18 protein-coding genes are annotated in these 24,396 nt (G+C 65.0%); 8 read left to right on the top strand and 10 right to left on the bottom strand.

The annotated features are described in order from the left end of the window. Positions 1 to 15: 15 nt before the first annotated feature. The 3 genes from FHS82_RS04375 to FHS82_RS04365 all read right to left on the bottom strand — a co-directional run bounded on the left by FHS82_RS04375 (position 16) and on the right by FHS82_RS04365 (position 3,446). Entirely contained in the window at positions 16 to 1,182 is a 1,167-nt protein-coding gene (locus tag FHS82_RS04375) for an ABC transporter ATP-binding protein (RefSeq protein ID WP_166949212.1), read from the bottom strand. A 264-nt stretch (positions 1,183 to 1,446) separates the two neighbouring features. Continuing rightward, positions 1,447 to 2,244: a hypothetical protein gene (locus tag FHS82_RS04370; RefSeq protein WP_166949209.1), complete on the bottom strand. Its 798-nt coding sequence runs from the start codon at positions 2,242 to 2,244 to the stop codon at positions 1,447 to 1,449. A 212-nt stretch (positions 2,245 to 2,456) separates the two neighbouring features. Beyond that, positions 2,457 to 3,446 carry an LLM class flavin-dependent oxidoreductase gene (locus tag FHS82_RS04365; RefSeq protein WP_166949207.1) on the bottom strand — a complete coding sequence of 330 codons (990 nt, stop codon included), beginning with the start codon at positions 3,444 to 3,446 and terminating at the stop codon, positions 2,457 to 2,459. Positions 3,447 to 3,655: 209 nt separating this feature from the next. Here FHS82_RS04365 and FHS82_RS04360 point away from each other — a divergent pair, with 209 nt between their 5' ends. The 6 genes from FHS82_RS04360 (at position 3,656) to FHS82_RS04335 (ending at position 9,941) form a co-directional block, all read left to right on the top strand. Further along, positions 3,656 to 4,630 (top strand): metal ABC transporter solute-binding protein, Zn/Mn family, encoded by a 975-nt coding sequence (locus tag FHS82_RS04360; RefSeq protein ID WP_166949205.1) that lies wholly within the window; start codon positions 3,656 to 3,658, stop codon positions 4,628 to 4,630. Positions 4,631 to 4,988: 358 nt separating this feature from the next. Then, on the top strand, positions 4,989 to 6,086 hold the full coding sequence (gene cyoA / locus FHS82_RS04355) for a ubiquinol oxidase subunit II (protein WP_166949203.1): 1,098 nt from the start codon (positions 4,989 to 4,991) through the stop codon (positions 6,084 to 6,086). A 6-nt stretch (positions 6,087 to 6,092) separates the two neighbouring features. Continuing rightward, complete coding sequence (gene cyoB, locus FHS82_RS04350; RefSeq protein ID WP_166949201.1) at positions 6,093 to 8,102, top strand: cytochrome o ubiquinol oxidase subunit I; 2,010 nt, start codon at positions 6,093 to 6,095, stop codon at positions 8,100 to 8,102. After that, the gene (gene cyoC, locus FHS82_RS04345) at positions 8,099 to 8,734 is read left to right on the top strand and encodes a cytochrome o ubiquinol oxidase subunit III (protein WP_166949199.1); all 636 of its coding nucleotides are present in this window, start codon (positions 8,099 to 8,101) and stop codon (positions 8,732 to 8,734) included. Before cyoB ends, cyoC begins: the two co-directional genes overlap by 4 nt. After that, entirely contained in the window at positions 8,734 to 9,129 is a 396-nt protein-coding gene (gene cyoD / locus FHS82_RS04340; protein WP_166949197.1) for a cytochrome o ubiquinol oxidase subunit IV, read from the top strand. Before cyoC ends, cyoD begins: the two co-directional genes overlap by 1 nt. A 44-nt stretch (positions 9,130 to 9,173) precedes the next feature. Next, complete coding sequence (locus tag FHS82_RS04335) at positions 9,174 to 9,941, top strand: SURF1 family protein (RefSeq protein ID WP_166950197.1); 768 nt, start codon at positions 9,174 to 9,176, stop codon at positions 9,939 to 9,941. A gap of 14 nt (positions 9,942 to 9,955) precedes the next feature. On the opposite strand, the gene FHS82_RS04330 is transcribed toward FHS82_RS04335, so the two are convergent. From FHS82_RS04330 to efp, 3 genes are all read right to left on the bottom strand, one after another. After that, positions 9,956 to 10,276, bottom strand: a complete 321-nt coding sequence (locus FHS82_RS04330) for a hypothetical protein (RefSeq protein WP_166949195.1) — start codon at positions 10,274 to 10,276, stop codon at positions 9,956 to 9,958. Positions 10,277 to 10,437: 161 nt separating this feature from the next. After that, the gene (locus tag FHS82_RS04325; RefSeq protein ID WP_166949193.1) at positions 10,438 to 10,866 is read right to left on the bottom strand and encodes an organic hydroperoxide resistance protein; all 429 of its coding nucleotides are present in this window, start codon (positions 10,864 to 10,866) and stop codon (positions 10,438 to 10,440) included. Positions 10,867 to 10,972: 106 nt separating this feature from the next. Further along, positions 10,973 to 11,539, bottom strand: a complete 567-nt coding sequence (efp, locus tag FHS82_RS04320; protein WP_166949191.1) for an elongation factor P — start codon at positions 11,537 to 11,539, stop codon at positions 10,973 to 10,975. 137 nt (positions 11,540 to 11,676) lie between these two features. On the opposite strand from efp, the gene epmA reads away from it, so the two are divergent. Both epmA and FHS82_RS04310 read left to right on the top strand, forming a co-directional pair. After that, on the top strand, positions 11,677 to 12,759 hold the full coding sequence (epmA, locus tag FHS82_RS04315; protein WP_166949189.1) for an EF-P lysine aminoacylase EpmA: 1,083 nt from the start codon (positions 11,677 to 11,679) through the stop codon (positions 12,757 to 12,759). Then, entirely contained in the window at positions 12,756 to 13,826 is a 1,071-nt protein-coding gene (locus FHS82_RS04310; protein ID WP_166949187.1) for a lysine-2,3-aminomutase-like protein, read from the top strand. The genes epmA and FHS82_RS04310 overlap by 4 nt, the downstream gene beginning before the upstream one ends. A gap of 36 nt (positions 13,827 to 13,862) precedes the next feature. Here FHS82_RS04310 and arfB read toward each other — a convergent pair whose 3' ends face one another. The 4 genes from arfB to FHS82_RS04290 all read right to left on the bottom strand — a co-directional run bounded on the left by arfB (position 13,863) and on the right by FHS82_RS04290 (position 23,881). Continuing rightward, on the bottom strand, positions 13,863 to 14,285 hold the full coding sequence (arfB, locus tag FHS82_RS04305) for an alternative ribosome rescue aminoacyl-tRNA hydrolase ArfB (RefSeq protein ID WP_166949185.1): 423 nt from the start codon (positions 14,283 to 14,285) through the stop codon (positions 13,863 to 13,865). 223 nt (positions 14,286 to 14,508) lie between these two features. Beyond that, the gene (locus FHS82_RS04300) at positions 14,509 to 15,081 is read right to left on the bottom strand and encodes an invasion associated locus B family protein (RefSeq protein WP_166949183.1); all 573 of its coding nucleotides are present in this window, start codon (positions 15,079 to 15,081) and stop codon (positions 14,509 to 14,511) included. 172 nt (positions 15,082 to 15,253) lie between these two features. Next, positions 15,254 to 15,766, bottom strand: coding sequence for a hypothetical protein (locus FHS82_RS04295; protein WP_166949181.1), 513 nt, complete (start codon positions 15,764 to 15,766; stop codon positions 15,254 to 15,256). A gap of 72 nt (positions 15,767 to 15,838) precedes the next feature. Then, positions 15,839 to 23,881: an autotransporter domain-containing protein gene (locus tag FHS82_RS04290; protein ID WP_166949179.1), complete on the bottom strand. Its 8,043-nt coding sequence runs from the start codon at positions 23,879 to 23,881 to the stop codon at positions 15,839 to 15,841. Between the last annotated feature and the right edge of the window lie 515 nt (positions 23,882 to 24,396).

Raw genomic sequence — 24,396 nt, 5'->3', positions numbered from 1 at the left:
TGAACGGAGAGGAACTCAGGCTTGCTGCACTTCCAGACGCCGACGCCTGTCGCCGGATCGGGAATCGGAAGCCGGCGGAGGCGCATCGCCCGCCGCCGGAAAGACGAAGAACGTATCGGGCGGCAGCAGCACCGACACCGCCTGCCCCTGCGCGACCGGATGCGGCGCATCGACGAGCACCGTCGCGCCATCGGCCGCCCCCTCACCCAGCCGCACCGCGTGGCGCCAGATGCCGCCGGGATAGCTCGTGCTGACCACATGCCCGGCCAGACGCAGCGTGCGCCCGTCCTCCGGCGGCGGCGCATCGGCAGGCCCAAGCGTCCCCGCCTCCGCGCGGAAACGCACCTCGACGCCGCCCGTCGGCAGCAGGTCAGGCACGAGGCAGCCGGCGTTGAACGGGCCGGGCGCGATGGCAAATCCCTCGCCGGAGGCACTGCCCGAGAGCGTGAGTACGTTTTCCGCCCCCATGAAGGCGGCGACGAAGGCGCTCGCCGGGCGGTTGTACACCTCCTCCGGCGTGCCCCGCTGGGCGATGCGCCCCTTGTCGAGGATGACGATGCTGTCCGCCATCACCATCGCCTCCTCGCGGTCGTGGGTGACGTGAACGGCGGTGATGCCCATGCGCTGCTGCAGCGTGCGGATTTCGTGGCGCAGGCTCAGGCGGATGCGCGCGTCGAGGTTCGATAGCGGCTCGTCGAGCAGCAGGATTTCCGGATCGACGGCGAGCGAGCGCCCCAGTGCGACCCGTTGACGCTGGCCGCCCGAGAGGGACGCGGGCTTGCGTGCCTCAAGGCCCTGAAGGCCGAGCATCGCCGCGATCTCCCCGACGCGCCTCGCGATATCGGCGCGTGACTGGCGGCGCAGCTTCAGGCCGTAGCCGATATTCTGCGCGACCGTCATGTGCGGCCACAGCGCGTAGGACTGGAACATCAGCGCCATGCCGCGCCGGTCCGGCGGCAGGCGCGTGACGTCGTGGCCGCCAACGCTCACCGTGCCCGCATCAGGCACGATGAAACCGGCGATTGTGCGCAGCAGGGTCGTCTTGCCGCAGCCCGAGGCACCAAGCAGCGCCACGAATTCGCCCTTCCCGATGCCGAGATCGATGCCTTCGAGCACCCGCGTCGAACCGTAGGAGACGGTGACGCCCGTCAGATCGAGAAAGGGCCGCTCGCTTGCATCCATCCTTCACACCCGTTCCTTGCACACCTGTGCATTCATGAATGAGGGTTTAGAACGGGCGGATAACGGCTTGATGACAGGCCGCCGATATCGATGCGCGCGACGATGCTGACGGGGGCAGGCCGTCATGGCGAGCCATCATGGCTGGCCGTCGTGGCGGCAACGCAAGCGTGCCACCTTTTCCGGAGAAATCATGTCCTCCAAAAGGAGATCGCGTGGTGGTGCCCACCAGCACCCGGCGCTTGACGCCGACGCTTGGTGCCCGGCTCAGTCGTGGCCCATGCGCAGGCGCAGGCGGCGTTTCCAGAAATCCTGCCGGCGGCGCTTCGCAACCGGACGATGCTGTTCCTCGGCGTGCTCCGGCTCGCTTTCACCCGCAGGATGATCGCGCAGATGCGCCTCTACCAGCGCCCGGATGGCCGGCGCATGCGCGGTATGGAACAAAGCCTCATCCTCGGCCGCTTCATGGGCCGGAGACTCATGGGCCGGGGGCTCATGGACAGAGGACTCATGGACAGAGGACTCCTGTGCCTCCGCCTCCGAAGTGACAGCCTGATGGATGTCCGTCTCATGGCTGCCTGACTCATGGCTGCCGGCTTCAAGGTCGACAGCTCCATGGTCGGGCAAGTTGACCGCCATCGGCATATCGTCGGCCTGCGACGGGGCGGCAGCGGCATTCCGCGCCTCTCCGTTCGCCGCCGCGGTCCGCGTCCTGCGCGGCCGGCGCGGTTCGGGCTCTTTCTCGTCAGTAGACATTCCGGCTGTCTCCTCAACGGATTGATCGTTATCCGGAAACAGCCCTTCGGCGGGCAGCAGCGACGGAAGGACCCGCCTGCCGGTCCGCTCCGTCTCCTGCCGTTCCGGTGCGGGCGGGGAAGCGGCGGGGCTATCCTGCCCGGCAGGCGCGGCGGGCAGCCGCTGCAGCAGTTCCTCCCAGGAAAGGGAACTGGAAGCGGGGGCCATCGGCGGCTCCCGGCTCCACGCAGAAGGACCGGCCGGGGAGGCGTCGGCGCGCATGCGCGACCGCTTGACCTCCACCGTAAAGGACCGGGACGTATGTCTCATCAGGCAGCTTCTCCTGTAAACGATAATGGCGCAGTTTCCGCAGAAGCCGGCGCTATATGCAGCGGCGGCGAAGCGCCGTTCGCTTCCGCCTGATGCAACAACTCTATTTTGCCGGACGATGCGGGGTTGATAACGGCAAAGCAATCCGTCCTCAACTCCCTATCGGGCTTTTGCACCGGAAATCCGGCTGGCGCGCGTTTCGGATGCGGCGTTCAGACGCCGCCCCACCACGCGGCGGCGATCAGCTCGAACGACCGCAGGCGCGCTGCATGCTCATAAACATCGGAAACGATGATCAGCTCGTCGGCGCCCGTCTCCGCCAGCAGCGCGCTGATTCCCGCCCGCACCGTCTCCGGCCCGCCGACGATCGAACGCGCGAGCATGCGCCGCGCGTGCTCTTTCTGGGCGCCGGCCCAGTACGTCTCGATGTCGTCGATCGGCGGGCGGCTCAGTCCCCGCCGGCCGCTGACGAGGTCGGTGAACGACATCTGCTGCGTCGTGGCGAGGCGGCGGGCTTCCGCATCGCTGTCGGCGGCGACGATGTTGACGCCCACCATCGCATAGGGCTTCCCAAGCTGCTCCGAGGGCTTGAAGCGATTGCGGTAAAGCTCAAGCGCAGGCAGAAGGTAGTCCGGCGCGAAATGCGACGCGAACGCATAGGGCAGGCCGAGTTCCGCCGCCAGCGCCGCGCCGAAGACGCTTGATCCGAGAATCCAGAGCGGCACATCGGTGCCCGCCGCCGGCACAGCGACGATGCGCTGGTCCGGCCCCGGCGGCGCGAGGAAGGCCTGCAATTCGAGCACATCCTGCGGAAAGTGGTCGGCCGCCTCGGCGGGGCGGCGCAGGGCGCGCAGCGTGAGCTGGTCCGTGCCCGGCGCCCGCCCGAGCCCCAGATCGATGCGCCCCGGAAACAGCCGCTCCAGCGTGCCGAACTGCTCGGCGATGACATAAGGCGCGTGGTTGGGCAGCATGATGCCCCCCGCGCCGACGCGGATGCGCTGCGTGCCGTCGGCGATGTAGCCGATCACGACCGCCGTCGCGGCGCTGGCGACGCCAGCCATGTTGTGGTGCTCGGCAACCCAGATGCGGTTGTAGCCCCAACGCTCGGCATGGACGGCGACATCGCGCGCGTTGATCAGCGCGCCGCGCGCGTCCGTCGTCTGCGTGACGCGAACGAGATCGAGAATGGACAAGGGCGTCATGACATCTCCCACACGAAAACCGCCGGATCTGCGAGGCCCCTTCCGCTGCGCCCCCGGAATATGGGGAGGCCGGGTTGCCGCGTCAAGAAAGGCACCCGCGCGGAACAGAAGTCCGCGGCACACCCGATCACCCTGCAGGCCCTTGCAATCGCGCGGCGAAACGGCTAAAGATGCAAATGACATTCATTTGCAATAAAAGGACGGGCAAGATGCTTGAGAGGACAAGACGGTCGCTGCTGGCCGGTTTGGTCGGAATCGCGCTGGCGGGCGGGCTTGCGGCGGCGCCGGCGATGGCGGCGGAGAAAAAACTGAACGTCGTCGCCACGACGGGCATGATCGCCGATGCGGTCCGCTCCGTGGGTGGGGAGCATGTCGACGTCCATGCGCTGCTCGGACCGGGCGTCGATCCGCATCTCTATCGCCAGACCAGCTCGGACATCGCGGCGGCCACACGGGCGGACGTCGTTTTCTGGCAGGGGCTGCATCTCGAAGCCCAGCTTCAGGAGTTCCTGGAGCGGCTCGGGCAGCGCAAGACCGTCATCGCCCTGGGCGAACAGCTCCCGCGGGACAGGCTGCTGAAGAACGACCAGAACGCCGCCCTGCCCGATCCGCACGTGTGGTTCGATCCGCACCTGTGGAAGGGCGTTGTCACAGCGGCGCGCGACGAATTGATCAGGCTGCGCCCCGAGGCCCGGGCGGATTTCGAGGCTGGCGCGCAGGCCTACCTCGCGGAAATCGACAGGGTCGCGGACTATGCCGCCAAGGTGCTCGCCTCCGTGCCGGCGCAGTCGCGCATTCTGGTAACTGCCCACGACGCCTTCAACTATTTCGGCCGCGCCTACGGTTATGAGGTGCGCGGAATCCAGGGCATTTCCACCGAAAGCGAGGCGGGCCTGAAGCAGGTCGAGGATCTCGTGCAGCTCATCGTCGACCGCGGGATCGGCGCGATCTTCATCGAATCGTCCGTCTCAGACCGCAACGTCAAGGCACTGGTCGAAGGCGCGGCGGCGAAAGGCCACAAGGTTGTGATCGGCGGGGAACTTTTCTCGGACGCCGCCGGCGAGGCCGGCACCTACGAGGGCACCTATGTCGGCATGATCGACCACAACGTCACCATCATCGCCCGCGCCCTCGGCGGCGAGGCCCCCGAAACGGGCATGGACGGAAAACTCACCGTTCGCTGATGCGGCGCACAATGATGCGGCGCACAATGCCGCAACCGGTGGTACGCCTGGCTTGCCGTCGGTTGCAGATGGCATCACCCATTGTCATCGGCGAATACTTTCATTTGTAACTATTCGCTGGATTTGAATTTTTATAATCATATGAAGCCAGCCGTCGCACACCCTTTTCGGGTGCACAACCCCAGCATTCGGCATCGGCAACAGAAATTTCAACTTTGTAACGGGGGTGTGCATGTTGTCGCACCCCTGCCCCGAGCCCTTGATAGGGCATTTCCGCGTCTGTATGCAGTGCGATCATTTGCATGGTGGCGGCGAGTCCTCGCCGTCTGCCGTGCCTGCACCAACATGGATGAGACGGATGCCCCGGGTCAAAGCGCTTCCCCTCGTATCGCTTCTTGCGATATCGCCCCTTTTATCCGGTTGCCAGTGGGTCGTCATGGCTCCGGCCGGCGACATTGCGACGCAGCAAAAGGACCTCATTCTGGTCTCCACGGGCCTGATGCTGCTCATCATCCTGCCCGTCATGGCGTTGACCCTGCTGTTCGCGTGGAAGTACCGGCAGTCGAACAGGAGCGCCACCTACGATCCGGACTTCCATCACTCGACGAAACTGGAATTCGCCATCTGGGGCGCGCCGATCGCCATCATCCTCGTGCTCGGCACGGTGACGTGGATCGCTACCCACCGGCTCGATCCCTACCGCCCGCTGGAGCGCCTCGACGCCAACCGCCCGGTGCCGGAGGACATGGAGCCGCTGCGCGTGCAGGTCGTCTCGCTCGACTGGAAATGGATGTTCATCTATCCGCAATACGGCATCGCGACGATCAATGAGCTGGCCGCGCCCGTCGACCGGCCGATCAGCTTCACCATCACCTCCTCCAACCTGATGAACTCGTTCTACGTGCCCGCGCTCGCCGGCCAGATCTACGCCATGGCCGGCATGCAGACGAAGCTGCACGCGGTCATCAACAAGGAGGGCGTCTTCGACGGCTTCTCCGCCAACTACACCGGCCACGGCTTCTCGCACATGCGTTTCAAGTTCCACGGCTTGTCGGACAACGATTTCGGCGCCTGGGTCGCAAACGCACGGGCCTCCGGCAACGCGCTCACCCGCGCCGCCTACCTCGACATCGCCCGCCCCAGCGAGGCAGAACCGGTGCGCTACTTCAAAAGCGTCGATGGCGACCTGTTCTACCGCATCGTCAACATGTGCGTGCCCGAGGGCAAGGAGTGCATGATGGACATCATGCACAAGGACGCGAACCGCATCAGCGGGCTCGGGCGCATGGGCAACCCCGCCGCGCTCGCCTTGGCACGGCTGGAGAAGGCGCTGGCCGACAACCTGTGCACCCCCGGCTCCGAGCCGGCCACGGCGCTGGCCGTCGTCGCCGACCTCGCGGCGGGGAACCGCCGCATGAGCGCCGCGCCCGCCGCCACCCGGATTTTCAGCGAGTAACCCGTCATGAATTTCGACAGCGATCTCCAGCAACTGGTCTTCGGGCGCCTCACCCTCGAAGCCATTCCGCTGCACGAGCCGATCATCATCTGGACGTTCGCCGCTGTCGCCGTTCTCGGCGGCGCGGTGCTGGCGGCGATCACCCGCTACCGTCTCTGGGGCTATCTCTGGAACGAGTGGTTCACGAGCGTCGATCACAAGAAGATCGGCATCATGTACATCATCCTCGCGCTGGTGATGTTCCTGCGCGGGCTGGCGGACGCCATCATGCTGCGCCTGCATCAGGCAATGGCCTCCGGCGGCGGCGAGGGCTATCTGAACGCCCATCACTACGACCAGATCTTCACCGCGCACGGCGTGATCATGATCTTCTTCGTCGCCATGCCGCTGGTGACGGGACTGATGAACTACGTCATGCCGTTGCAGATCGGCGCGCGCGACGTCGCCTTCCCGTTCCTGAACAATTTCAGCTTCTGGATGACGACGTCCGGCGCGGTGCTCGTCATGGCCTCGCTGTTCGTGGGCGAGTTCGCGCAGACGGGCTGGCTCGCCTATCCGCCGCTCTCCGGCATCGAGGCCAGTCCCTGGGTCGGCGTGGACTATTACCTGTGGTCGCTCCAGATAGCGGGCGTCGGCACAACCTTATCGGGCATCAACCTGATCGTCACCATCGTCAAGATGCGCTGCCCGGGCATGAAGTACATGCGCATGCCGGTGTTCACCTGGACGACGTTGTGCACGAATATCCTGATCGTCGCGACCTTCCCCATCCTCACCGCCGTGCTCGCCCTGCTCACGCTGGACCGCTATGTGGGGACGCACTTCTTCACGAACGACATGGGCGGCAGCCCGATGATGTATGTCAACCTCATCTGGATCTGGGGTCATCCGGAGGTGTACATCCTCGTCCTGCCGGCGTTCGGCGTCTATTCGGAGGTGGTCGCCACCTATTGCGGCAAGCGCCTGTTCGGCTACACCTCCATGGTCTACGCCACGGCGGCCATCATGATCCTGTCGTATCTGGTGTGGCTGCACCACTTCTTCACCATGGGGTCGGGCGCGAGCGTCAATACGTTCTTCGGCATCACGACGATGATCATCTCGATCCCGACGGGCGCGAAGATCTTCAACTGGCTGTTCACGATGTACAAGGGGCGCATCCGCTTCGAGGTGCCGATGATGTGGACCGTCGGCTTCATGCTCACCTTCGTCGTCGGCGGCATGACGGGCGTCCTGCTCGCCGTTCCCCCGGCCGACTTCGTGCTGCATAACAGCCTGTTCCTGGTGGCTCACTTCCACAACACCATCATCGGCGGCGTCGTGTTCGGCATGTTCGCCGGCATCGTCTACTGGTTCCCGAAGGCCTTCGGTTTCCGGGCCGATCCGTTCTGGGGCAAGGTGTCGTTCTGGTGCTGGCTCGTCGGCTTCTGGGTGGCGTTCATGCCCGTCTATATCCTCGGCCTGATGGGCGTCACGCGCCGCATCAGCCAGTTCGAGGATACCTCGCTCCATATCCTGTTCGTCGCCGCGGCCGTCGGCGTGAGCCTGATCTTCATCGGCACGCTGGCCTTCGTGGCCCAGTTCGCGGTCGGCTTCCTGCGCCGCAAGGCCTATGCCGACACCACCGGCGATCCGTGGAACGGCCGCACGCTTGAGTGGGCGGTCTCCTCGCCGCCGCCCGCCTACAACTTCGCCTTCACCCTCGTGGTGCATGGCATCGATGCGTGGTGGGACATGAAGAGCCGCGGCTATACCCGCCCGCTTGCCGGCTTCCGCCCCGTCCACATGCCGAAGAACACCGGCATGGGCGTGGTGCTCGCCGGGCTCTCGCTCGTGCTCGGCTTTGCCCTGATCTGGCACATCTGGTGGCTCGCCGCCGTGTCGCTCGCGACGCTCATCGCCGCCGCCATCGCACACACGTTCAACTATAGCCGGGACTACTACATCCCGGCCTCCGAGGTCGCCGCGACGGAAGAGACGCGGACCAGACTGCTGGCGGGGAAGGTGGCATCATGACCAAACATATCAGCCCATCCGATATCCAGGGCGCGCCCGTCTTCTTCGTCACGGAGGACGAGGGCGACCACGGCCATCACGAAACCGGGACGATGCTCGGTTTCTGGGTCTACCTGATGAGCGACTGCCTGATCTTCGCGTCGCTCTTCGCCGTGCATGCCGTCCTCGGCCGCAGCTACGCGGGCGGCCCGGCGCCGGTCGATCTCTTCGACCTCAATCAGGTGCTGGTGTCCACCGCGGCGCTGCTGATCTCGTCGATTACCTATGGCTTCGCCGTGATCGCCATGCAGCAGGGCAACAAGGCAGGCACGCTGCGCTGGCTCGCGGTGACCGGCGTGTTCGGCCTCGCCTTCCTGGGGCTGACGATTTTTGAGTTCTATCACCTGATCCATATCGGCGCGACGCCGCAGGTCAGCGCCTTCCTGTCCTCGTTCTTCACGCTCGTGGGCACCCATGCGCTGCACGTCGCCTTCGGCGTGATCTGGCTCGGCGTCCTGCTGGTGCAGATCAGCCAGCGTGGCATCGGCGAGGCCAACGCGCGCCGTGTCATGTGCCTGTCGATGTTCTGGCACTTCCTCGATCTCGTCTGGGTCGTGGTGTTTTCCTTCGTCTATCTGATAGGGGTGCTGTGATGGCCGCCAATCCGCATGACGCCGGCACGGTCCATGCCGGCAACCACAGGCACGATTCCGGCGAGGCACACGGCACGGTCAACGGCTATGTGACGGGCTTCGTCCTGTCGGCCATCCTGACCGTCATCCCCTTCTGGCTGGTGATCAACGGCACGCTCGGCAGCCCTGCCCTCACCGCCATCGCCGTCATGGCGCTCGGCGTCGCGCAGATCGTCGTGCAGATGGTCTACTTCCTGCACATGAACGCGCGTTCGGAAGGCGGGTGGACGTTGATGGCCTTCGTCTTCACCATCATCATCATCGTCATCGCCATTGCCGGGTCGATGTGGGTGATGCACCATCTGAACACCCACATGATGCCGATGACGCCCGAGCAGGCGCAAAGCCTGCCGTGAGCCTGCCCCGGGGCGGTTACCCGTCTGACGACAGACAAGGACTCGTGCCGTCGCCGGCCGCTCCGCCGTCTCCCCTGCGCTCGCTCCTCCTCTGGGGCTTTGCGGCGCTGGCCATCGTCTGCGGCCTGCTGGCGCTCGGCGTCTGGCAGGTGCAGCGTCTGGCGTGGAAGACCGACCTGATCGCCCGCGTGGAAGCGCGCGTGCATGCCGCAGCCGTGCCGGCGCCCGCGCAGGACACATGGCCGGCAATCACCCGCGCGAAGGACGAGTACAGGCGCGTGCAGCTCACCGGCGAATTCCTGTACGACAGGGAAACCACCGTCTATGCCGTCACGGACTTCGGCGCCGGCTACTGGGTGATGACGCCGTTGCGGGACGATCGCGGCGCCGTCACGCTGATCAACCGGGGATTCGTGCCGACAGAACGACGCGCTGCCGAAAGCCTGGCGGCGGCACAGGCCGCAGGCCCACTGACGGTGACCGGCCTCATCCGCATGACGGAGCCGCACGGCGCCTTCCTGCGCGCCAACGACCCCGCCAATGACCGCTGGTACTCGCGCGACGTGGAGGCGATCGCCGCCGCCCGCGATCTCGGCGCCGTCGCACCCTATTTCATCGATGCCGATGCCGCCGCCAATCCGGACGGCTATCCGCGCGGCGGGCTGACGCGGATCACCTTCCCCAACAGCCACCTCAGCTACGCGCTGACATGGTTCGCCATGGCAGCGGTCGCGGCCGGCATGTATCTCTGTTTCGCGCGGCATATATGGCTGGAATACAGGCGCGCGCAACGGTCCGCGCCCGACGCTTGACGCGCGCGACTCGTTCAGTAGCGGGTGGAAAAGCCGATTGGCTCCGGCGGGCGGCGGCCGATCCACAGGAACAACACGCCGAGCCCCGCCGCCGCCGCGAAGGCCGGCGCCTCGAACAGCGTCACCAGCACAGGATCCCACAGATACGCGCCGACATTCTCCACCGCCAGCAGCTGGATGCGCGGAAAAAACGACGGCAGCAGCCAGGCGAGGACAGGCCCGAGACTGGTGAACACGAGGCTGTCGTCGGCGATGGCGCGCGCACCGTCGACAATCAGCGACACGAATCCGGCGGCAAGCAGCAGGAAGCCCGCAAGACGAAAGAGAAAACGCATGAACACCAGCCCCGAGTGCGGTCGGGCGCTGTCGTTACCTTGCCACCCGTGCGGACGGGAAGGTAACAACACCGCCCGGCCGGAGCAAGGTGGGAAAACATTTTCAGCACGTGCGAAACAGCGGGCGGCAGATACCCGCCGCCCGGTTTCCGCCCTGTCGGTCAGACGAGTTCGATCGTCACCTCGACATTGCCGCGCGTGGCGTGGGAGTAGGGACAGATCTTCTCATGCGCCGTATTGACGAGGTCCTGCGCCTGCGTCGGGTCCACACCGTCGAGATGCGGCTCCAGCTTCACGGCGATCTGGAAACCGCCGGCCTCACGCGGGCCGATGCCGACATGCGCGGTGACCTGTGTGTCGGGCCCCAGCTTGACGCCCGCCTGCCGCGCGGCAAAGCGCACAGCGCCCTCGAAGCAGGCCGCGTAGCCGGCCGCGAACAATTGTTCAGGGTTGGTCCCCGCCCCACCCGGACCGCCAAGCCCCTTGGGCACGACAAGATTGGCCTCAAGCACGCCGTCCGAACTGCGGATATGTCCTTCGCGCCCGCCCTTTGCCGTGGCAGTGGCGGTGTACAACACGTTTCCGGTCATGACCCATCTCCCGCGCCGATCCGCGGGCCAGCGGAATGCGGACCTTCGCGCGGCGCAGGTGGACTATGACCGAAGTCGGCCCGCGGGCAAAGCGTGGCCGCAACCGTCAGTCCTTGGCGCGCTCGACGTAGGAACCGTCCTCGGTCTGCACCACGATGCGCGTGCCGGTGGAGATGTGCGGCGGCACCATCACGCGCACGCCGTTCGAGAGGATCGCCGGCTTGTAGGAGGACGACGCCGTCTGCCCCTTCACCGTGGGTTCCGTCTCGACGATTTCAAGGGTGACGCGCGCCGGCAGCTCGATCGCCACGGCGTTGCCCTCGAAGATGGACAGCTTGACGACCATGCCCTCCTGCAGGTACACGGCCTGATCGCCGACCACATCGGCGGAAACCGTGAGCTGCTCGAAGCTCTCGGGGTTCATGAAGATGTAAGAATCGCCATCCTGGTACAGATACGAGAAATCGATATCCTCGACGAAGGCGCGCTCCACCTGCTCCGTGGTCTTGTAGCGCTGGGAAACCTTCACGCCGTCGGCGATACGGCGCATATCGATCTGCGTCGTCGGCGTGCCCTTGCCGGGAAAGAAGCTTTCGGCGGAAAGCACGACGCACAGATGGCCGTCGACCTCAAGGATGTTGCCTTTACGAACGGAACTCGCGATAACCTTCACGTGATAAACCTCTGCTTGTCTTCTGTTTCGTGTAACGTCCGGCCAGGGAACGGATACCGAAGGCGTATACCCACGGCTGTCGCGCGCCACCTTACTCATCCCGACAGCAATAGCCAGATGCCTGAGTGCAAAAACTGATGGCCGAAACCGATTTTATCGCCGATTCCCGCGCATTTTTCACGCACGAGGCCCATGGCCGCCGCCGCCCCCGCCTTCTCGCGCGCCAGAGCATCACCGCCCGGCTGCGCGCCTTCTTCGCGGAACGCGGCTTCATCGAGGTGGAGACCCCCGCCCTGCAGACGTCGCCCGGCAACGAAGCACATCTGCACGCCTTCGCCACGCATTTCCTTGACGGCGGTCTCGCCCGCCGGCCACTCTACCTGCACACCTCGCCCGAATTCGCCTGCAAAAAGCTTGTCGCAGCCGGCGAAACACACATCGTCAATTTTGCCCGCGTCTACCGCAACCGCGAGCGCAGCCCCCTGCATCACCCCGAGTTCACGCTGGTTGAATGGTATCGGGCCGACGAGCCCTACGATACGCTGATGGCCGACTGCGCCGCCATCCTGCGCGCAGCGGCGGAGGCAGCGGGCACAACGCGGCTGCGCTTCCGGTCCGCTGAGGCCGACCCCTTCGCCGAGCCGCAGCGCCTGACGGTGGCCGATGCGTTCCGGCACTACGCCGGCATCGACCTGCTCGCCACCATCCCCGACGACCCCCTCGCCCCGCCCGACCGCGACGCCCTCGCGGCGGCCGCAGGCGCAGCTGGAATTCGCATCGTCGCGGACGATACCTGGTCCGATATCTTCAGCCATGTGCTCAACCAGCGCATCGAGCCGCATCTGGGCCACGGCCGGGCCACCGTGCTTGATGCCTACCCGGCCCACGAAGCGGCGCTGGCGCGCCGCAGCCCGGCCGACCCGCGCCTCTCGGAGCGTTTCGAGCTGTTCGTCTGCGGCGTCGAACTCGCCAACGGCTTCGGCGAACTCACCGACCCGGTGGAGCAGCGCCGCCGCTTCATGCTGGAGATGGACGAGAAACAGCGCGTATACGGCGAGCGTTACCCGCTCGACGAGGCGCTTCTCGCCCTGCTGCCCGCCATGCCGCCGACGAGCGGCATCGCGCTCGGCCTCGACCGGCTCGTCATGCTCGCCACGGACGCCCGACACATCGAAGAGGTACTATGGGCGCCCCTTTCCATTCCGCAGGCAACAGCATGACCGGCCCCGTGATCGAAAAGCCCCGCACCACGCTGCGCCGCCCGCAGGAGCTGGCCGACGCCGGCTTCATAGGGCCCGCCGCGCAAGCCGCTCTCGAACGGGTCGCCGCCCGCTACGCTATCGCCATCACCCCGGCTGTCGCCGACCTGATCGATAGTACCGATCCGGACGACCCCATCGCCCGCCAGTTCATTCCCGACGCGCGCGAGCTTGACCACACCCCGCAGGAGCGCGACGACCCCATCGGTGATCACGCCCATTCGCCGGTCGAGGGCATCGTGCACCGCTATCCGGACCGCGTGCTGCTGAAGCTGGTGCATGTCTGTCCTGTCTATTGCCGCTTTTGCTTCCGGCGCGAGATGGTTGGCCCCGGTCAGCCGACCGCGCTCGGCGAGGAGGCATTCGAAGCCGCCATCGCCTATATCGCCGCGCATCCCGAAATCTGGGAGGTCGTGATCACCGGCGGCGACCCGCTCGTCCTTTCGCCGCGTCGCCTCGCGGCGGTGACGGACCGGCTAGCGCAAATCGACCACGTCAAGGTGCTGCGCTGGCACACGCGCGTGCCGGTCGTCGCGCCGGAGCGCGTCTCGCCCGCGCTGGTCGAGGCTCTCAGGGAGGCCGGCAAGGCGGTCTACTTGGTTCTGCACGCCAACCATCCGCGCGAACTCGGCTGCGACGCCCGCGCCGCCTGCGCGCGCCTCGTCGACGCCGGCATCGTAATGCTCAGCCAGTCCGTGCTGCTGCGCGGCGTCAACGACGACGCTGGCACGCTCGGCGCCCTTATGCGTGCCTTCGTGGAGAACCGCATCAAGCCCTATTACCTTCATCACGGCGACCTCGCCCCCGGCACCGGCCATTTCCGCACCAGCATAGACGAAGGGCAGGCGTTGGTGCGCGCGTTGCGCGGCCATTATTCGGGCCTTTGCCAGCCGACCTACGTGCTCGACATTCCTGGCGGTCACGGCAAGGCGCCACTCAACCCGTGCGCCGCCGAAAAAAACACGGCAGACGACACTTGGCACGTCACCGATTTTCGCGGACACACGCACACCTATCCGCCGGAGTGAACGGCAGGCGCCCCCCGAGCATCGCCCCGTCCCACCTTAATCGGCCATCGGCTTGCCGCTGCGCAGCGCTTTGATGCCGGAGCGGCGCGCCTTGTCATCGAGCCGGCGGCGCGTTGACGCCTTCGTGGGCTGTGTCGGGCGGCGGATCGGTTGACGCTTCGCCGCCTGACGGATGAGATCGACGAGTCGCCGCAGCGCCTCGGCCCGGTTGCGTTCCTGTGTGCGGAAGCTGCGCGCCTGAATCACGATCACGCCATCGCGTGTCAGACGCTGCCCCGCCAGTTCCATCAGCCTCGCACGCACGTCCTCGGGCAAATTCGGAGAGCGGCGCGCATCGAAGCGCAACTGCACAGCCGTCGCCACCTTGTTGACGTTCTGCCCGCCCGGCCCAGACGCCTGAATAAAGGTTTCCTCGATCTCCGCCTCGTCGAGCGCGATGAAATGCGTGATCGGGATCATGTCCTGAGTCCGGGGCCAGCGCCGGCAGCCGCGCTGCCTCCATACCGAGCGTATAGCAGAACGGCGCGGGAGAAAACAGTATGCCTCCCGCGGAAGGCATCCGCCCGCCCGCCGCCGTTGCGGCGAAAACATAAGATCTAAAGCGATTTGAACAACAGGCCCCGTTTAAACTATAACGCAAACCGCTTTAGGAACGATCGAGCGGCGGTCTGACGCCTGCGGATCAAGCCCCCGCGACCTGCTTAAGAGCTGCCGCCGCCCCCTTGAGCGAGAACTTGAACTCCGCCGTGCGGCCATCGATAAGGGTAATCGTCGCTGTCGCTTCGTCGCTCGCGGTCACGTCCTTCAGGAAACCGGCATCGGCGGACGTGGTCGCGTCGCACTGGCGGGGCGAGCACGCGGCATAGGCCAGTTTGCGCTCCGCTGCCTTGCCGACCTTGAGCGCGACACCCGCGCCGATCTGCACACCGGTCGGCGTCTGGATGACAGCCGTCAGCTTGTCCGAAGTATCCTTGCCGATTGCCCAGACCAGAACGATGTTGCCGCTCTGGTTGTCGGCGACGCGCAGCACCGCCGTGCAAGCGTTCTTCTTGTCAGCCACATCCTGACAGGTGACGGTCCATGAGTCGTAAACCGTCGTCTCGATGCGCTGGGGCGCGCTCGGGGTCGCGTCACCCGCGGCTGCCTTCTGCGCGAGGGCGGCGCCTACTCCGCCAATGCCGGAAAGCACCAGCATGCCGCCGGCGACCGCCACCAGGGAGATACCGGCCAGCGCCATCACAACCATCTTCTTCATCACCGGAGCCTCTTTCATCTTGCTCACTGCGCAAGGACGCATCTTGCGACCATCCGGCCGCATGTCCGCGACACATGTAGCACATAACGAGACGAAAGCGACATTAAAAGCTGCCCTACCCTGAAAATGGCCGTATGCCGGCGGCTTTACCGACATATATGTCTTTCAGTGATCAGCGGGTCGGCAGTTTCAGGCCCGTCGATTCCCCGGAAAGGTACGGACGTTCGAACCGGCGCCGGTCATGATAGTCGAGCGGCTGGCCACGCGCCGAATCGGCGACATAGTTCGGCACACGGCCTCCGCCGTGTGCCGGCCGCGCATAAAGGAAGCTGTCGTCCATATGCTGGTTTTCCCGCGCCAGCGACTGCGCGGCAGCGGGAAGTGCCGTCAACACCGTGGCCAGTGAAATAGCCGACGACAGGGCCAACGTGACAGCCAGGGCAATCGGTGAGCGAACCATGCGATCTGTCCTTTCAAAAACGACATTCGACAATCGATACAAGGAATGGCGGAAAATACAATTGCCGCCAGTGTGCCGTGGCCGGAACCCCGCTGTCCCGATAGTCCGTCTTCTCGCGGAATCGCCGAACTGTCCGCCTGCGGCATCAAACCCGTAACGGAGCGCCGTTTTCGGATCAATTTGATACCATAAATCAATAGGAAAGCGGGGATTGCGCTGCCGCAATCCCCGCTCCCGACCGCTGATGGCAGCGAGCCCGGCGCAAGGCGCCCGACTCGCTCCCGCTTGGGACCCCGATCAGAACTTGACCGAGAAATTGCCCCTCACACCGTGATCGCCGACATGGTTGCCGACTTGGCCGTTGTAGCTCACGCCCAGCGTCGTGCCGGTTGCGATTTCGACGTCCAGACCGACACCCAGGACGAGCGCGTTTTCGGCGATCGGCGCACCCGTGACCGTGAACAGGTTATTGCTGTTCGCGGAGATAAATGCCGACTGAGGATCGACATCGCCGAACGCATGCCGCCAGCCGATGGTGCCGGAGGCCGTACCCTTGATGCCACTCAGGTCGAAGCCCTTCGACAGGCGGACGCCGAGTGTCGAGAAGCCCGTTCCTTCGTTATGTCCAAGCGACCGCAGCGCAAAGCTGGAGCCGGCGAGCGCACTGCGCTCGACAAAGTTGTCGCTGCTGTGGCGGACATAGGCGAGGTTGACGAACGGCTCGACGGCCGCCCCGTTGAAGTCCAGCGCGTAGCCAACCTCACCGTAGAGCTGCAGGGTGCGGGCGTCGTAAGTTGCGCTGGCCGTATCGCGCAGTCCAAGGCTCGGGACGTTCAGCTCGCGCCGCGTATCCAGACGGTGCCAAGTGTGGCCGAAGCCGAAGCGCAGGCCAAGGTTACCGAACTGCCCGCCGCCGTAGACGGCGAGGTTGTAGTTGTCGACGTCCGCCTTGCTCAGGTTCGACTTCGATTCGATGTCGGACTGGGCGTAGCCACCCGCGACACCCAGACGCCACGCATCTGCGATCCCGGCGTCGAAGCCGAGGGCGAAGCCGCCGATCGAACGGTCGAGCTTGGCCGTGTTGCTGGTGCTCTTCGTCTCACCCCACGAACCATAGGCCTGCCCCCAGACCGAGAGGTTGGAACCGGTCGGCGTCTGGACGACCTGTCCCGGAGCCGCTGTCGTCGATCCGGTCAGCGCCGCACGGGTGCGGTTGAGGGTAGCCTCGCGCAGATGGCGACTTTCGTCGATCAGCACGCCCTTGGCGGATGCGTGCACCTCGCCCGAGAGCTGGTTGAAGGCGACACGCACGTCGTTGACCTGATCGTTCGATGCAGAGGCAATCGCGTCGTAGATCGGATCCACCGAGCTGCGTCCGTCGATATCCGCCCGGTCGAGCGCGTTGGCGACGGCGTACTGATTGGCGGAGAGAGCCACTGTGTTGAAGGCACGATCACGCTGGAGGTAGAAGCGGCCCTCCCCACCTGCGGCCTCGGCCCGGAAGCCCGAGAACAAGCGGCTGTTACCGACTTCCAACACCCGCACGGCATCATGTGTCGCGAACATCACGCCGTTTTCGGCCGTCACGAAGGTGTAGTTGTTGCCGAAGGTGTAGCCGCGGCTGTCGAACAGAGCGAGCCCCACCTGCGTGCCATTCGGCGCCTTGGCAAACACTGCCTGACCATCCGGAGTTCCACCAGCCCCGGCGAGAACCTCTATCTTGTCGCCACGTTCGAACTCGATCATGCCACCGTTCTGGATCAATGCGCCGACGCGCAGCGTGCCGGGGGAGTTACCAGGCTTCAGCCTGCCGCCGTCGACGATCAGCGTTCCGATGTTGACGCCACGGATGCCTATGGTGTCGGAAAACAGGCCCTCAAGGGTACCATCCGGACCAACTGTCACCTTCCCCGCCTGGCCGTTGACTCGCAGCAAACCTCCCGTCACCTCAAAGGTGGCGTTGGAGAACTTGCCGGTGACATAGAGCGCGCCCTCTTCGACGAACCCCGTCTTCGCGTAGTCGCTGTTGGCCGAGAGCGTGAGCAGGCCCACGCCCTTCTTGAGGAAGTCGGACTCGCCGCCGACGGGGACGGCGATGGTGGCCGGACCATCCGCGGCGACGTTCAACGCAACCCTGGCTTCGCCTACTTCAGCCTGGAGGTAGAGCTGCCCATTCTGGCCACCCGCGTCCCGGAGCAGGAAGTTCTGGCCGTTGATGGTCAGGCCGGCAATACGGACGAGGCCTTCGATATTAACCGGCTTCTCCTCGGACCCGGTGCCGTTAAATACCGCCGTGCCGCGGCTCCAGTTCTGGCCGCTGACAAATTTGTCACTCGTCCAGTTCTGGTTCTGCTCGCCCTTGCCGTAATCAATCTCCTCGTAGCTGCCGTTGCCGCCTCCGTTATTGTTTCCTCCGTCGCTGTTTCCGCCGTTATTGTTTCCCCCGTCGTTGTTTCCGCCGTCGTCTTTGCCTCCCGGCCCGGATTTGGAGTTCAGGACCAGACGGCCGTTCGAGATCACGCCGAAGGTGAAGTTCGAGTCGGCGTACTTGGCCTTGACCGCGTCGGAGATGACAAGTTCGCCACCGGCGTAATTGGCGTAGTCGAACAGGTAAAGGTCCACGCCGCCGTCACCGACCGTGTAACCGGCGGGCAAATCGAGTGCGCTGAGCTGGCCGCCAAGCGTGACATCGGCACCTTTGAACACCGACACGGAGGTGTCAGCGCCTTCCGGCAGCGTGACCTTTACTTCTGCGGTCGAGGACAGGGTGAGGCTGGTGACCGTCAGCGTGTGGCCGAAGGAGCCGTGCAGGACGCCATCGACGACCAGCGTGCCGATCCGGCCTTCGCCGTTGACCTTCAGGCTTGCGCCCCGTTCGACCGAGATCTCGCCGTCGTAGTTTACCTTGTTGTCGCCGGCGAAGATGTAGTTCGACTGGCCTGTCTGGCCGATATACTGGTATCCGTTACCCAGTTCCAGCTTGCCGTTACCTGTCAGTTCGCCGTTGAGGTGGGCGGTGCCGAGGGCGTAGATGCCGGCCCAGGCGGCGTCTTCGGTTCGGCTTTCGACGTTTTCCACCCTGATGGCGCGGTTGGTTGTGAAGCCTTCGGCAAGGCCGAGGTAACCGCTGCTTTTCAAGGTGATCGAGCCGGCGGCGGCGCCGAGGACACTATCTGTTGCGACGAAGAGCGTACCTTCGTCGATGACGGTGCCACCCTTGTAGGTATTAGCGCTGGTGAGGTCCAGACGCCCCGTTCCGGTCTTGCGCAGGCTGGCTTCGCCGGTCAGGATATTCTCGATCGTGGCCCTTCCGGCCGCAATGTTGATTGTGGTCTGCTTGTCCTTGTCGCCGTTAAGCGCGAGGTTTGCGCCGGTCAGCGTCCATTCTTCCGTCCCCGTTGACACGCCTTCCTGACCGAATTGGAGGCCGTTCGTCAACCAGTTTGACCTGGCATCCGTGGTTTCGGACCCGGGGATGTCCACCACGTTGATGGCGCCCCCCGCGGCCACGGCCGTGCCATCCGCACCGATGACGCCGACGACGACGTGATTGGTGAATTGATGCAGGTCGCCGCGCTTCTGGCCGGTGGTGTCCTGCCAGTCAGTGCCGCCGGCCGTCCAGGTGCCGACTCCGGTGGTTTCGTCGACGGTGCCGTTCCAGACGCGGACGGCGTCGACATCCTTGACGGAGACGAGGTCGAGGGTTTTGCCAAGGTTCGACTTCTGGATATCCTGGCTGTCGATGCCGGTGCTGAAGTTGCCGATTACGCCGCCGGTGGTGGTGGCGACGCGGTAGAGGCCCGCCTCGCGTTCGCCCGAGAGCAGAACAACCTGCGTGTACGCGCCAGCCTTTGTGGCGCCAGTGAGCTTGCCCTCGATGTTGAAGTAAGGTTGCACAGCGGCGATGACGTGGGACTGGAAGGCGCCGAGTTCGAGGGTCGCGCCCTTGGCGAGGGTGACGTCGCCCTTGATGCTGAGCGTGCCGGCCCTGTCGCCGAGCAGGGTGCCGAACTGACCGATGTCGACAGCCGGGGCGATGATGTCACCGGAACCGGCAAGGCGGGCTCTCTGAGCCTCCGTGCCATTGACGGTGACGCTGTTGGCTGTGAGGGAGCCCCGGAAGGTCCGCGTATCGTCCGTCGCGACCTGGACATCCGCGGCGTCGACACGCAGCGTGCCGGACGTGACGTCGACGGTGCCGACCTTGCTCGCGTTGCCGACGAGGCGCACTTCCTTGTCCGCCGCGGCGACGACGAGATTGCCGGCGAGAGCCTCCGGATTTGCCTCACTGTCGGCGCCTGCGGTGAAGAAGCCGAGGATCCTGCCCCAGAAGCCGTCTTTGCCGGTTTCCTTGACTGTGAGCTTCGCCGTGCGCTGGCTGGCGGCGTCATCGGCGGCGCCGGACGCTATCTGGACGGTGCCGGCGTCCAGTTCGTACTGCTTCGGATCGAAGGAGCTGTTGCCGTTGTCGGCGTCCAGCTTTTCGACGACCCGGGCGGTGCCGGCGAGCGCGGTGACGGTGAGATCCGCGCGGTCGGCCTCCAGCTTGCCGCCGTTGACGGTGTATTTGCCCTCCCGGAAGTTGAAATCGCCTTCCGACCTGAGCGTGCCGGCCTCGATGACCGTGCCGCCGCCGTAAGCGATGCCGGCATTGGCGAGGACGAGCGTGCCTTCGCCCTTCTTGACCAGTGCGCCGGTGACGGTGTTGACGGTGTCGTACTGGCCGAGCGCGGTATTGCCGATGGTGAAGGTCGATTCCGCCGCGATGTCGAAGCCGGCATCCAGCGCGGCGTTGGCGCCACCCCAGACGAGATTGAAGCCCGTGTCGTCAGCAAGAGCGGCGGCCGTGAGGCCGTTGCCGATGCCGAGCGCACCGCCGGCGAAGGTGACCGTGGCGGTGGCGCCGAGCTGCTCGACCTTCGTCACGGCGAGAGTGCCGGCCTGCAGGATGTTGTCGACCTGCGCGCCGGTGCCGGTGCCGGCCAGAACCAGCCTGCCGTCGCCCTTCTTGACGAGCGTCACGGTGCCGGCGCCGCCGTTTTGCGTGATGTCGTTCTCCAGCGTGAAGCTCTTGGCAGCCGCGATGTCGAAGCCGCTCGCGAGCGTGGCGTCAGCGGCAGCAGCGCCCACGAAGCGGATGAGCTTGCCAGCATTGAGCGCGTCGTTGGACGAGGCGATATCGCCCGCGTCGCTGGGCACGCTGATATCGCCGGAGTCGATCTTCAGGAAACCTCCGGCGAGCGTCACGTCGCCGTCACCGAGCTGGCCTGCCTTCGTAACCGCGACCGTGCCGCCCGCAACCGTGAGGCTCTTGTTGAGGTTGGCGCTGTTCGTCAGCACCAGCGTGCCTTCGCCCTTTTTCACGAAGTCGATAGCTTCGATCTGGTCCTTGAGGGTGAAGGTGTTGGCGGCGTCGAGGATGGAAAGGCCGGAGCCGCTTCCGGCAAAGGTGAGGGCCAGAAGATCGTCGTTGACAAGCTGGGTGCCTTCGATCGCCAGCGTGGCGGTGTCTTCCAACCCATTGCCGACGAGGACCGTGCGCTTGCTGTCGGCCGGCGAGGCTCCGGTGCCGAGATTGCCGATCTTCGAAATCTGGAGCGTGCCGTCCCGGATTACCGTCTTGCTGCCCACGCCGCCGTAGGTGTTGTCGCGGGAGAGAACGATGGTGCCCCCGTTCGCATCAAGGATCACATCGCCCTGACCGGAGAGCAGATTTGTGACAGTGAAGGTTTTGCCAGCGCCGGCCGCGTCGATGGAAACCGCCGCGTTGCCAGCACGGGTGAAAACGATGCCCTCGTCGCTGGTGAAGCTGTCCGCGAAATGGACGCCACCGCCGTTGAACCGAAGCGAGCGGCTGCCCTGGGCGCCAATGCCCGTGAGGTTCGTGACGGAGAGTAAGCCCTGCGTCAGGGTGACGCCGCCGGCGAAGGTGTTTTCGCCGGTGAGTTCGAACGTGACCGGGGCGGCGATCTCGACGCCGCCGGCGCCGGTGATCGGGTATGTCCTGTCAGTTGCTGCGCCGAAGACGAGCGTACTGGCCTGATCGACAAGTGCGACCTCGGCGACGTGCAGCGCGCTGGCGGTGTTGGCGAGCCTCACGCGGCCGGCGCCGGCGATAAACAGCGTGCCATCGGTCACGTCCGGCGCGGAACCCGCCTTGCGCACCGCCAGAACGACGCCGTCGACAGCCGTCGGGCCGCCGAGCGTGACGCTGCGGTTTCTGATCGTGGCGCCGCCGGTGACGTCGATCGTGCCTCTCGTCAGGGTGATCGGCGTGGTATCGGCCGCGGCGCCGCCGATGACCAGATTGCCAGTCACGGCGACAGCCTTGTCGGCAATATTGGCTGCGACAAGGTGGAAACCGGCATCAGAAGCAATCGTCAGATCTGCCGGAGCGCCGGCCTTGCCGACAACGAGTGCGCCCGCGCCCGCGAGGGATGGGCCAGTGCCAACCCTGAGAGTGGCATGTTTGTTGACGGCAAGGCCGCCTTCAGCGGCAAATTTGCCGGCAGTGCCGACAAACAGGGTGGCATCCGCAGCGGTTGCGCCGGCGTTGCCAACAGTCGTCGCGCCCGCCACGGTCGCGGCACCGCCGTCCAGCAGCGAAAGATAGGCGTTCGCGCCCGCAACGGCCAGTGTTTCGCTGACGCTGAAGGTGCTGGTGCCGCCGACCGTGACATTACGGCCGTCGATCGCCGCCGTGCCGGTGACGTCCAGCGCGCCCTGCTGAAAGTTGAGGCTGCCGCTCGCGCCGTTGACGGCCAGCGGACCGGTGACGGCAAGGCGCGCGTTCGGGTCGATGAAACCGACACTTGCCCCGTTGTCGATTGTCAGGCCGCCGTTGGCGTTGAAGGTGGCGTTGGCGACCCTCAACAGAGTTTCCACGTCGGCGCCGCCGATGGTCGTGGCGCCCGTTACCGTCACGGTACCGTTGTCCCAGACGGAAACGCCGCTGCCCGTGCCTGCGACGGTCAGCCTTTCAGCGACGTCGAACGTGGCGTTTGTCGCACCGCCGCCGACTTCGAGAGACCGGCTGACAAACGTCGCGCCGCCGCCGACGTTCACCGCACCCTGCTGAACCTTGAAGTCACCGCCCGGACCGGTGACGGTCAGCGCCCCGGCAACGTCCAGACGGGCGTTGGTACTGTTGATATTGACCGATGCCCAATTATTGACGGACAAGCTGCTGTTGGCGTTGAAGGTGCCATCAACGATGCGCAGCTGAGCATCCGCAGCCGTTGCGTTTTCCGCGCCGACGGTCGTCGCGCCCGTTACCGTCACGGTGCCGCTATTAAGCAGGATGGCGGCAGAACCGCCCGCAACGGTGAGCGTTTGCCCGATGTTGAACGTGCCGCCATTATCAACCGTGATGGTTCGGCCGTTATTCGCCGCCGCCCCGGCGACGTCCAGCGCGCCCTGCTTGATGCTGAAGTCACCCGTGGCGCCGGAGACGCTCAGGCCGCCGGTGACCGAAAGCGATTTGTCAAGACCGTTGATGACGACAGCGCCGCCGTCGTTGACGACGAGGTCCTTGATATCGTCGGTCTTGCCGACGGTGAGGTCGCCGCCCTCGACAGAGAGGGCGCCGCCGTTGCCAACATTCAGGCCACCGTCAGCGTTGACGGTGCCGCCGCCGACGGTGAGGGTGCCCACCGACTTGGAACCCGACAGGAGGTTGCCCAACGTGATCATGCCGGCGACGGTGGTGACAGCAGTGTCCCGATTGGTGAGGCCGCCCCCCCCTTTGAGGGAGAGGCCGCCCGACGTGACCGTGAAGGCGCCGGCACCGCCAACCACGAATGTGCGGCTCTGGATCGCGGCATCACCCGCCACCGCCATCTCGCCCCCTGAAACCGCAAGAGTGCCGGTGGGGTTGGTAACCGTCAACCCGCCGGCGACCGCGACCTTACCGCCGGAGATGGAGATGCTGCCATAATTCGCGACGGACATATCGCCTTGCACGTCAACCAGGGCACCAACGGACTTGACATCAAGGAATGCACCGGATGTGCCACCGATGTTTGCTTTACCATAGATAGTTGCACGACCACCATCCACGGTGACGTTGCCGTACGCGATACGCAGCTCACCTCCATTGCGGGCAACGCCAACAACCAAAGATGCGGCAGAACCTTTTATCGAGACTGAACCATTATCGATATTTAGACCACTCCCAGTTGTAAATGATCCTGGATTAGCAGAATTATCCGAAGAAATTTTAATAGAACTTGCTTGACGGACGCTGGCCGATCCATCGACGGTAACTGAACCTTGAGTTACCTGAATATAACTTTGCATCCCCGCCATTGTTAGAGAGCCCCGCGAGACAAAGGACGGCATATCTGTTCCCGTGCCGGCCACTACAAGCCGCCCCCCGAAAGCGGCACTTCCACCGCCCACCCGGGCACTTACAAGGGCAATAATCTCGCCTTTATACATAGAGAGCATAGCATTCGCCGGATCGCCATTGGTAAACATCAGATCCAGCGACTTTATAGTAGTTGTGCCACCGTTATAAATTGGCTGGACGGTTACAGCGGCGTCGACGACAACCTCACTCTCAGATCCAGGGACGACGCCGCCATCCCAGTTGGCGCCTGTAGCCCAGGCCCCGTCTTGCGCCCCCGTCCAATTCACCACTTGCGCCCAGGCGCCGCTGGCTGCCACGAGGGCGGTGGAGGATAGCAGGGCCGCAGTCAGCGCGAGCCTTGCGAAATGGCCGGCCGTCGAGGGGCACGATTCGCCCTTCGTCAGCCCGAGGTGGCGCGCGGGAACATTTCCCATTCCATCGGACACGTTCCCGCGAGCGCCTGATGAGTGCCTGTATTCAACCATTGCGTGTTGCCTCTTCCACT

The sequence above is a fragment of the Pseudochelatococcus lubricantis genome (assembly GCF_011762225.1).
In the GTDB taxonomy this organism is placed as follows: domain Bacteria; phylum Pseudomonadota; class Alphaproteobacteria; order Rhizobiales; family Beijerinckiaceae; genus Pseudochelatococcus; species Pseudochelatococcus lubricantis.
Note: the sequence above shows the minus strand (reverse complement) of the source record. Positions and strands in the feature narration are given on the sequence as shown.

Excerpts from the sequence above, each read along its gene's own strand:
- FHS82_RS04375 (WP_166949212.1), bottom strand. The coding sequence starts at position 1,182 with ATGGATGCAAGCGAGCGGCCCTTTCTCGATCTGACGGGCGTCACCGTC.
- FHS82_RS04370 (WP_166949209.1), bottom strand. The coding sequence starts at position 2,244 with ATGAGACATACGTCCCGGTCCTTTACGGTGGAGGTCAAGCGGTCGCGC.
- FHS82_RS04365 (WP_166949207.1), bottom strand. The coding sequence starts at position 3,446 with ATGACGCCCTTGTCCATTCTCGATCTCGTTCGCGTCACGCAGACGACG.
- FHS82_RS04360 (WP_166949205.1), top strand. The coding sequence starts at position 3,656 with ATGCTTGAGAGGACAAGACGGTCGCTGCTGGCCGGTTTGGTCGGAATC.
- cyoA (WP_166949203.1), top strand. The coding sequence starts at position 4,989 with ATGCCCCGGGTCAAAGCGCTTCCCCTCGTATCGCTTCTTGCGATATCG.
- cyoB (WP_166949201.1), top strand. The coding sequence starts at position 6,093 with ATGAATTTCGACAGCGATCTCCAGCAACTGGTCTTCGGGCGCCTCACC.
- cyoC (WP_166949199.1), top strand. The coding sequence starts at position 8,099 with ATGACCAAACATATCAGCCCATCCGATATCCAGGGCGCGCCCGTCTTC.
- cyoD (WP_166949197.1), top strand. The coding sequence starts at position 8,734 with ATGGCCGCCAATCCGCATGACGCCGGCACGGTCCATGCCGGCAACCAC.
- FHS82_RS04330 (WP_166949195.1), bottom strand. The coding sequence starts at position 10,276 with ATGCGTTTTCTCTTTCGTCTTGCGGGCTTCCTGCTGCTTGCCGCCGGA.
- FHS82_RS04325 (WP_166949193.1), bottom strand. The coding sequence starts at position 10,866 with ATGACCGGAAACGTGTTGTACACCGCCACTGCCACGGCAAAGGGCGGG.
- epmA (WP_166949189.1), top strand. The coding sequence starts at position 11,677 with ATGGCCGAAACCGATTTTATCGCCGATTCCCGCGCATTTTTCACGCAC.
- FHS82_RS04310 (WP_166949187.1), top strand. The coding sequence starts at position 12,756 with ATGACCGGCCCCGTGATCGAAAAGCCCCGCACCACGCTGCGCCGCCCG.
- arfB (WP_166949185.1), bottom strand. The coding sequence starts at position 14,285 with ATGATCCCGATCACGCATTTCATCGCGCTCGACGAGGCGGAGATCGAG.
- FHS82_RS04300 (WP_166949183.1), bottom strand. The coding sequence starts at position 15,081 with ATGAAGAAGATGGTTGTGATGGCGCTGGCCGGTATCTCCCTGGTGGCG.
- FHS82_RS04290 (WP_166949179.1), bottom strand. The coding sequence starts at position 23,881 with ATGCCGTCCTTTGTCTCGCGGGGCTCTCTAACAATGGCGGGGATGCAA.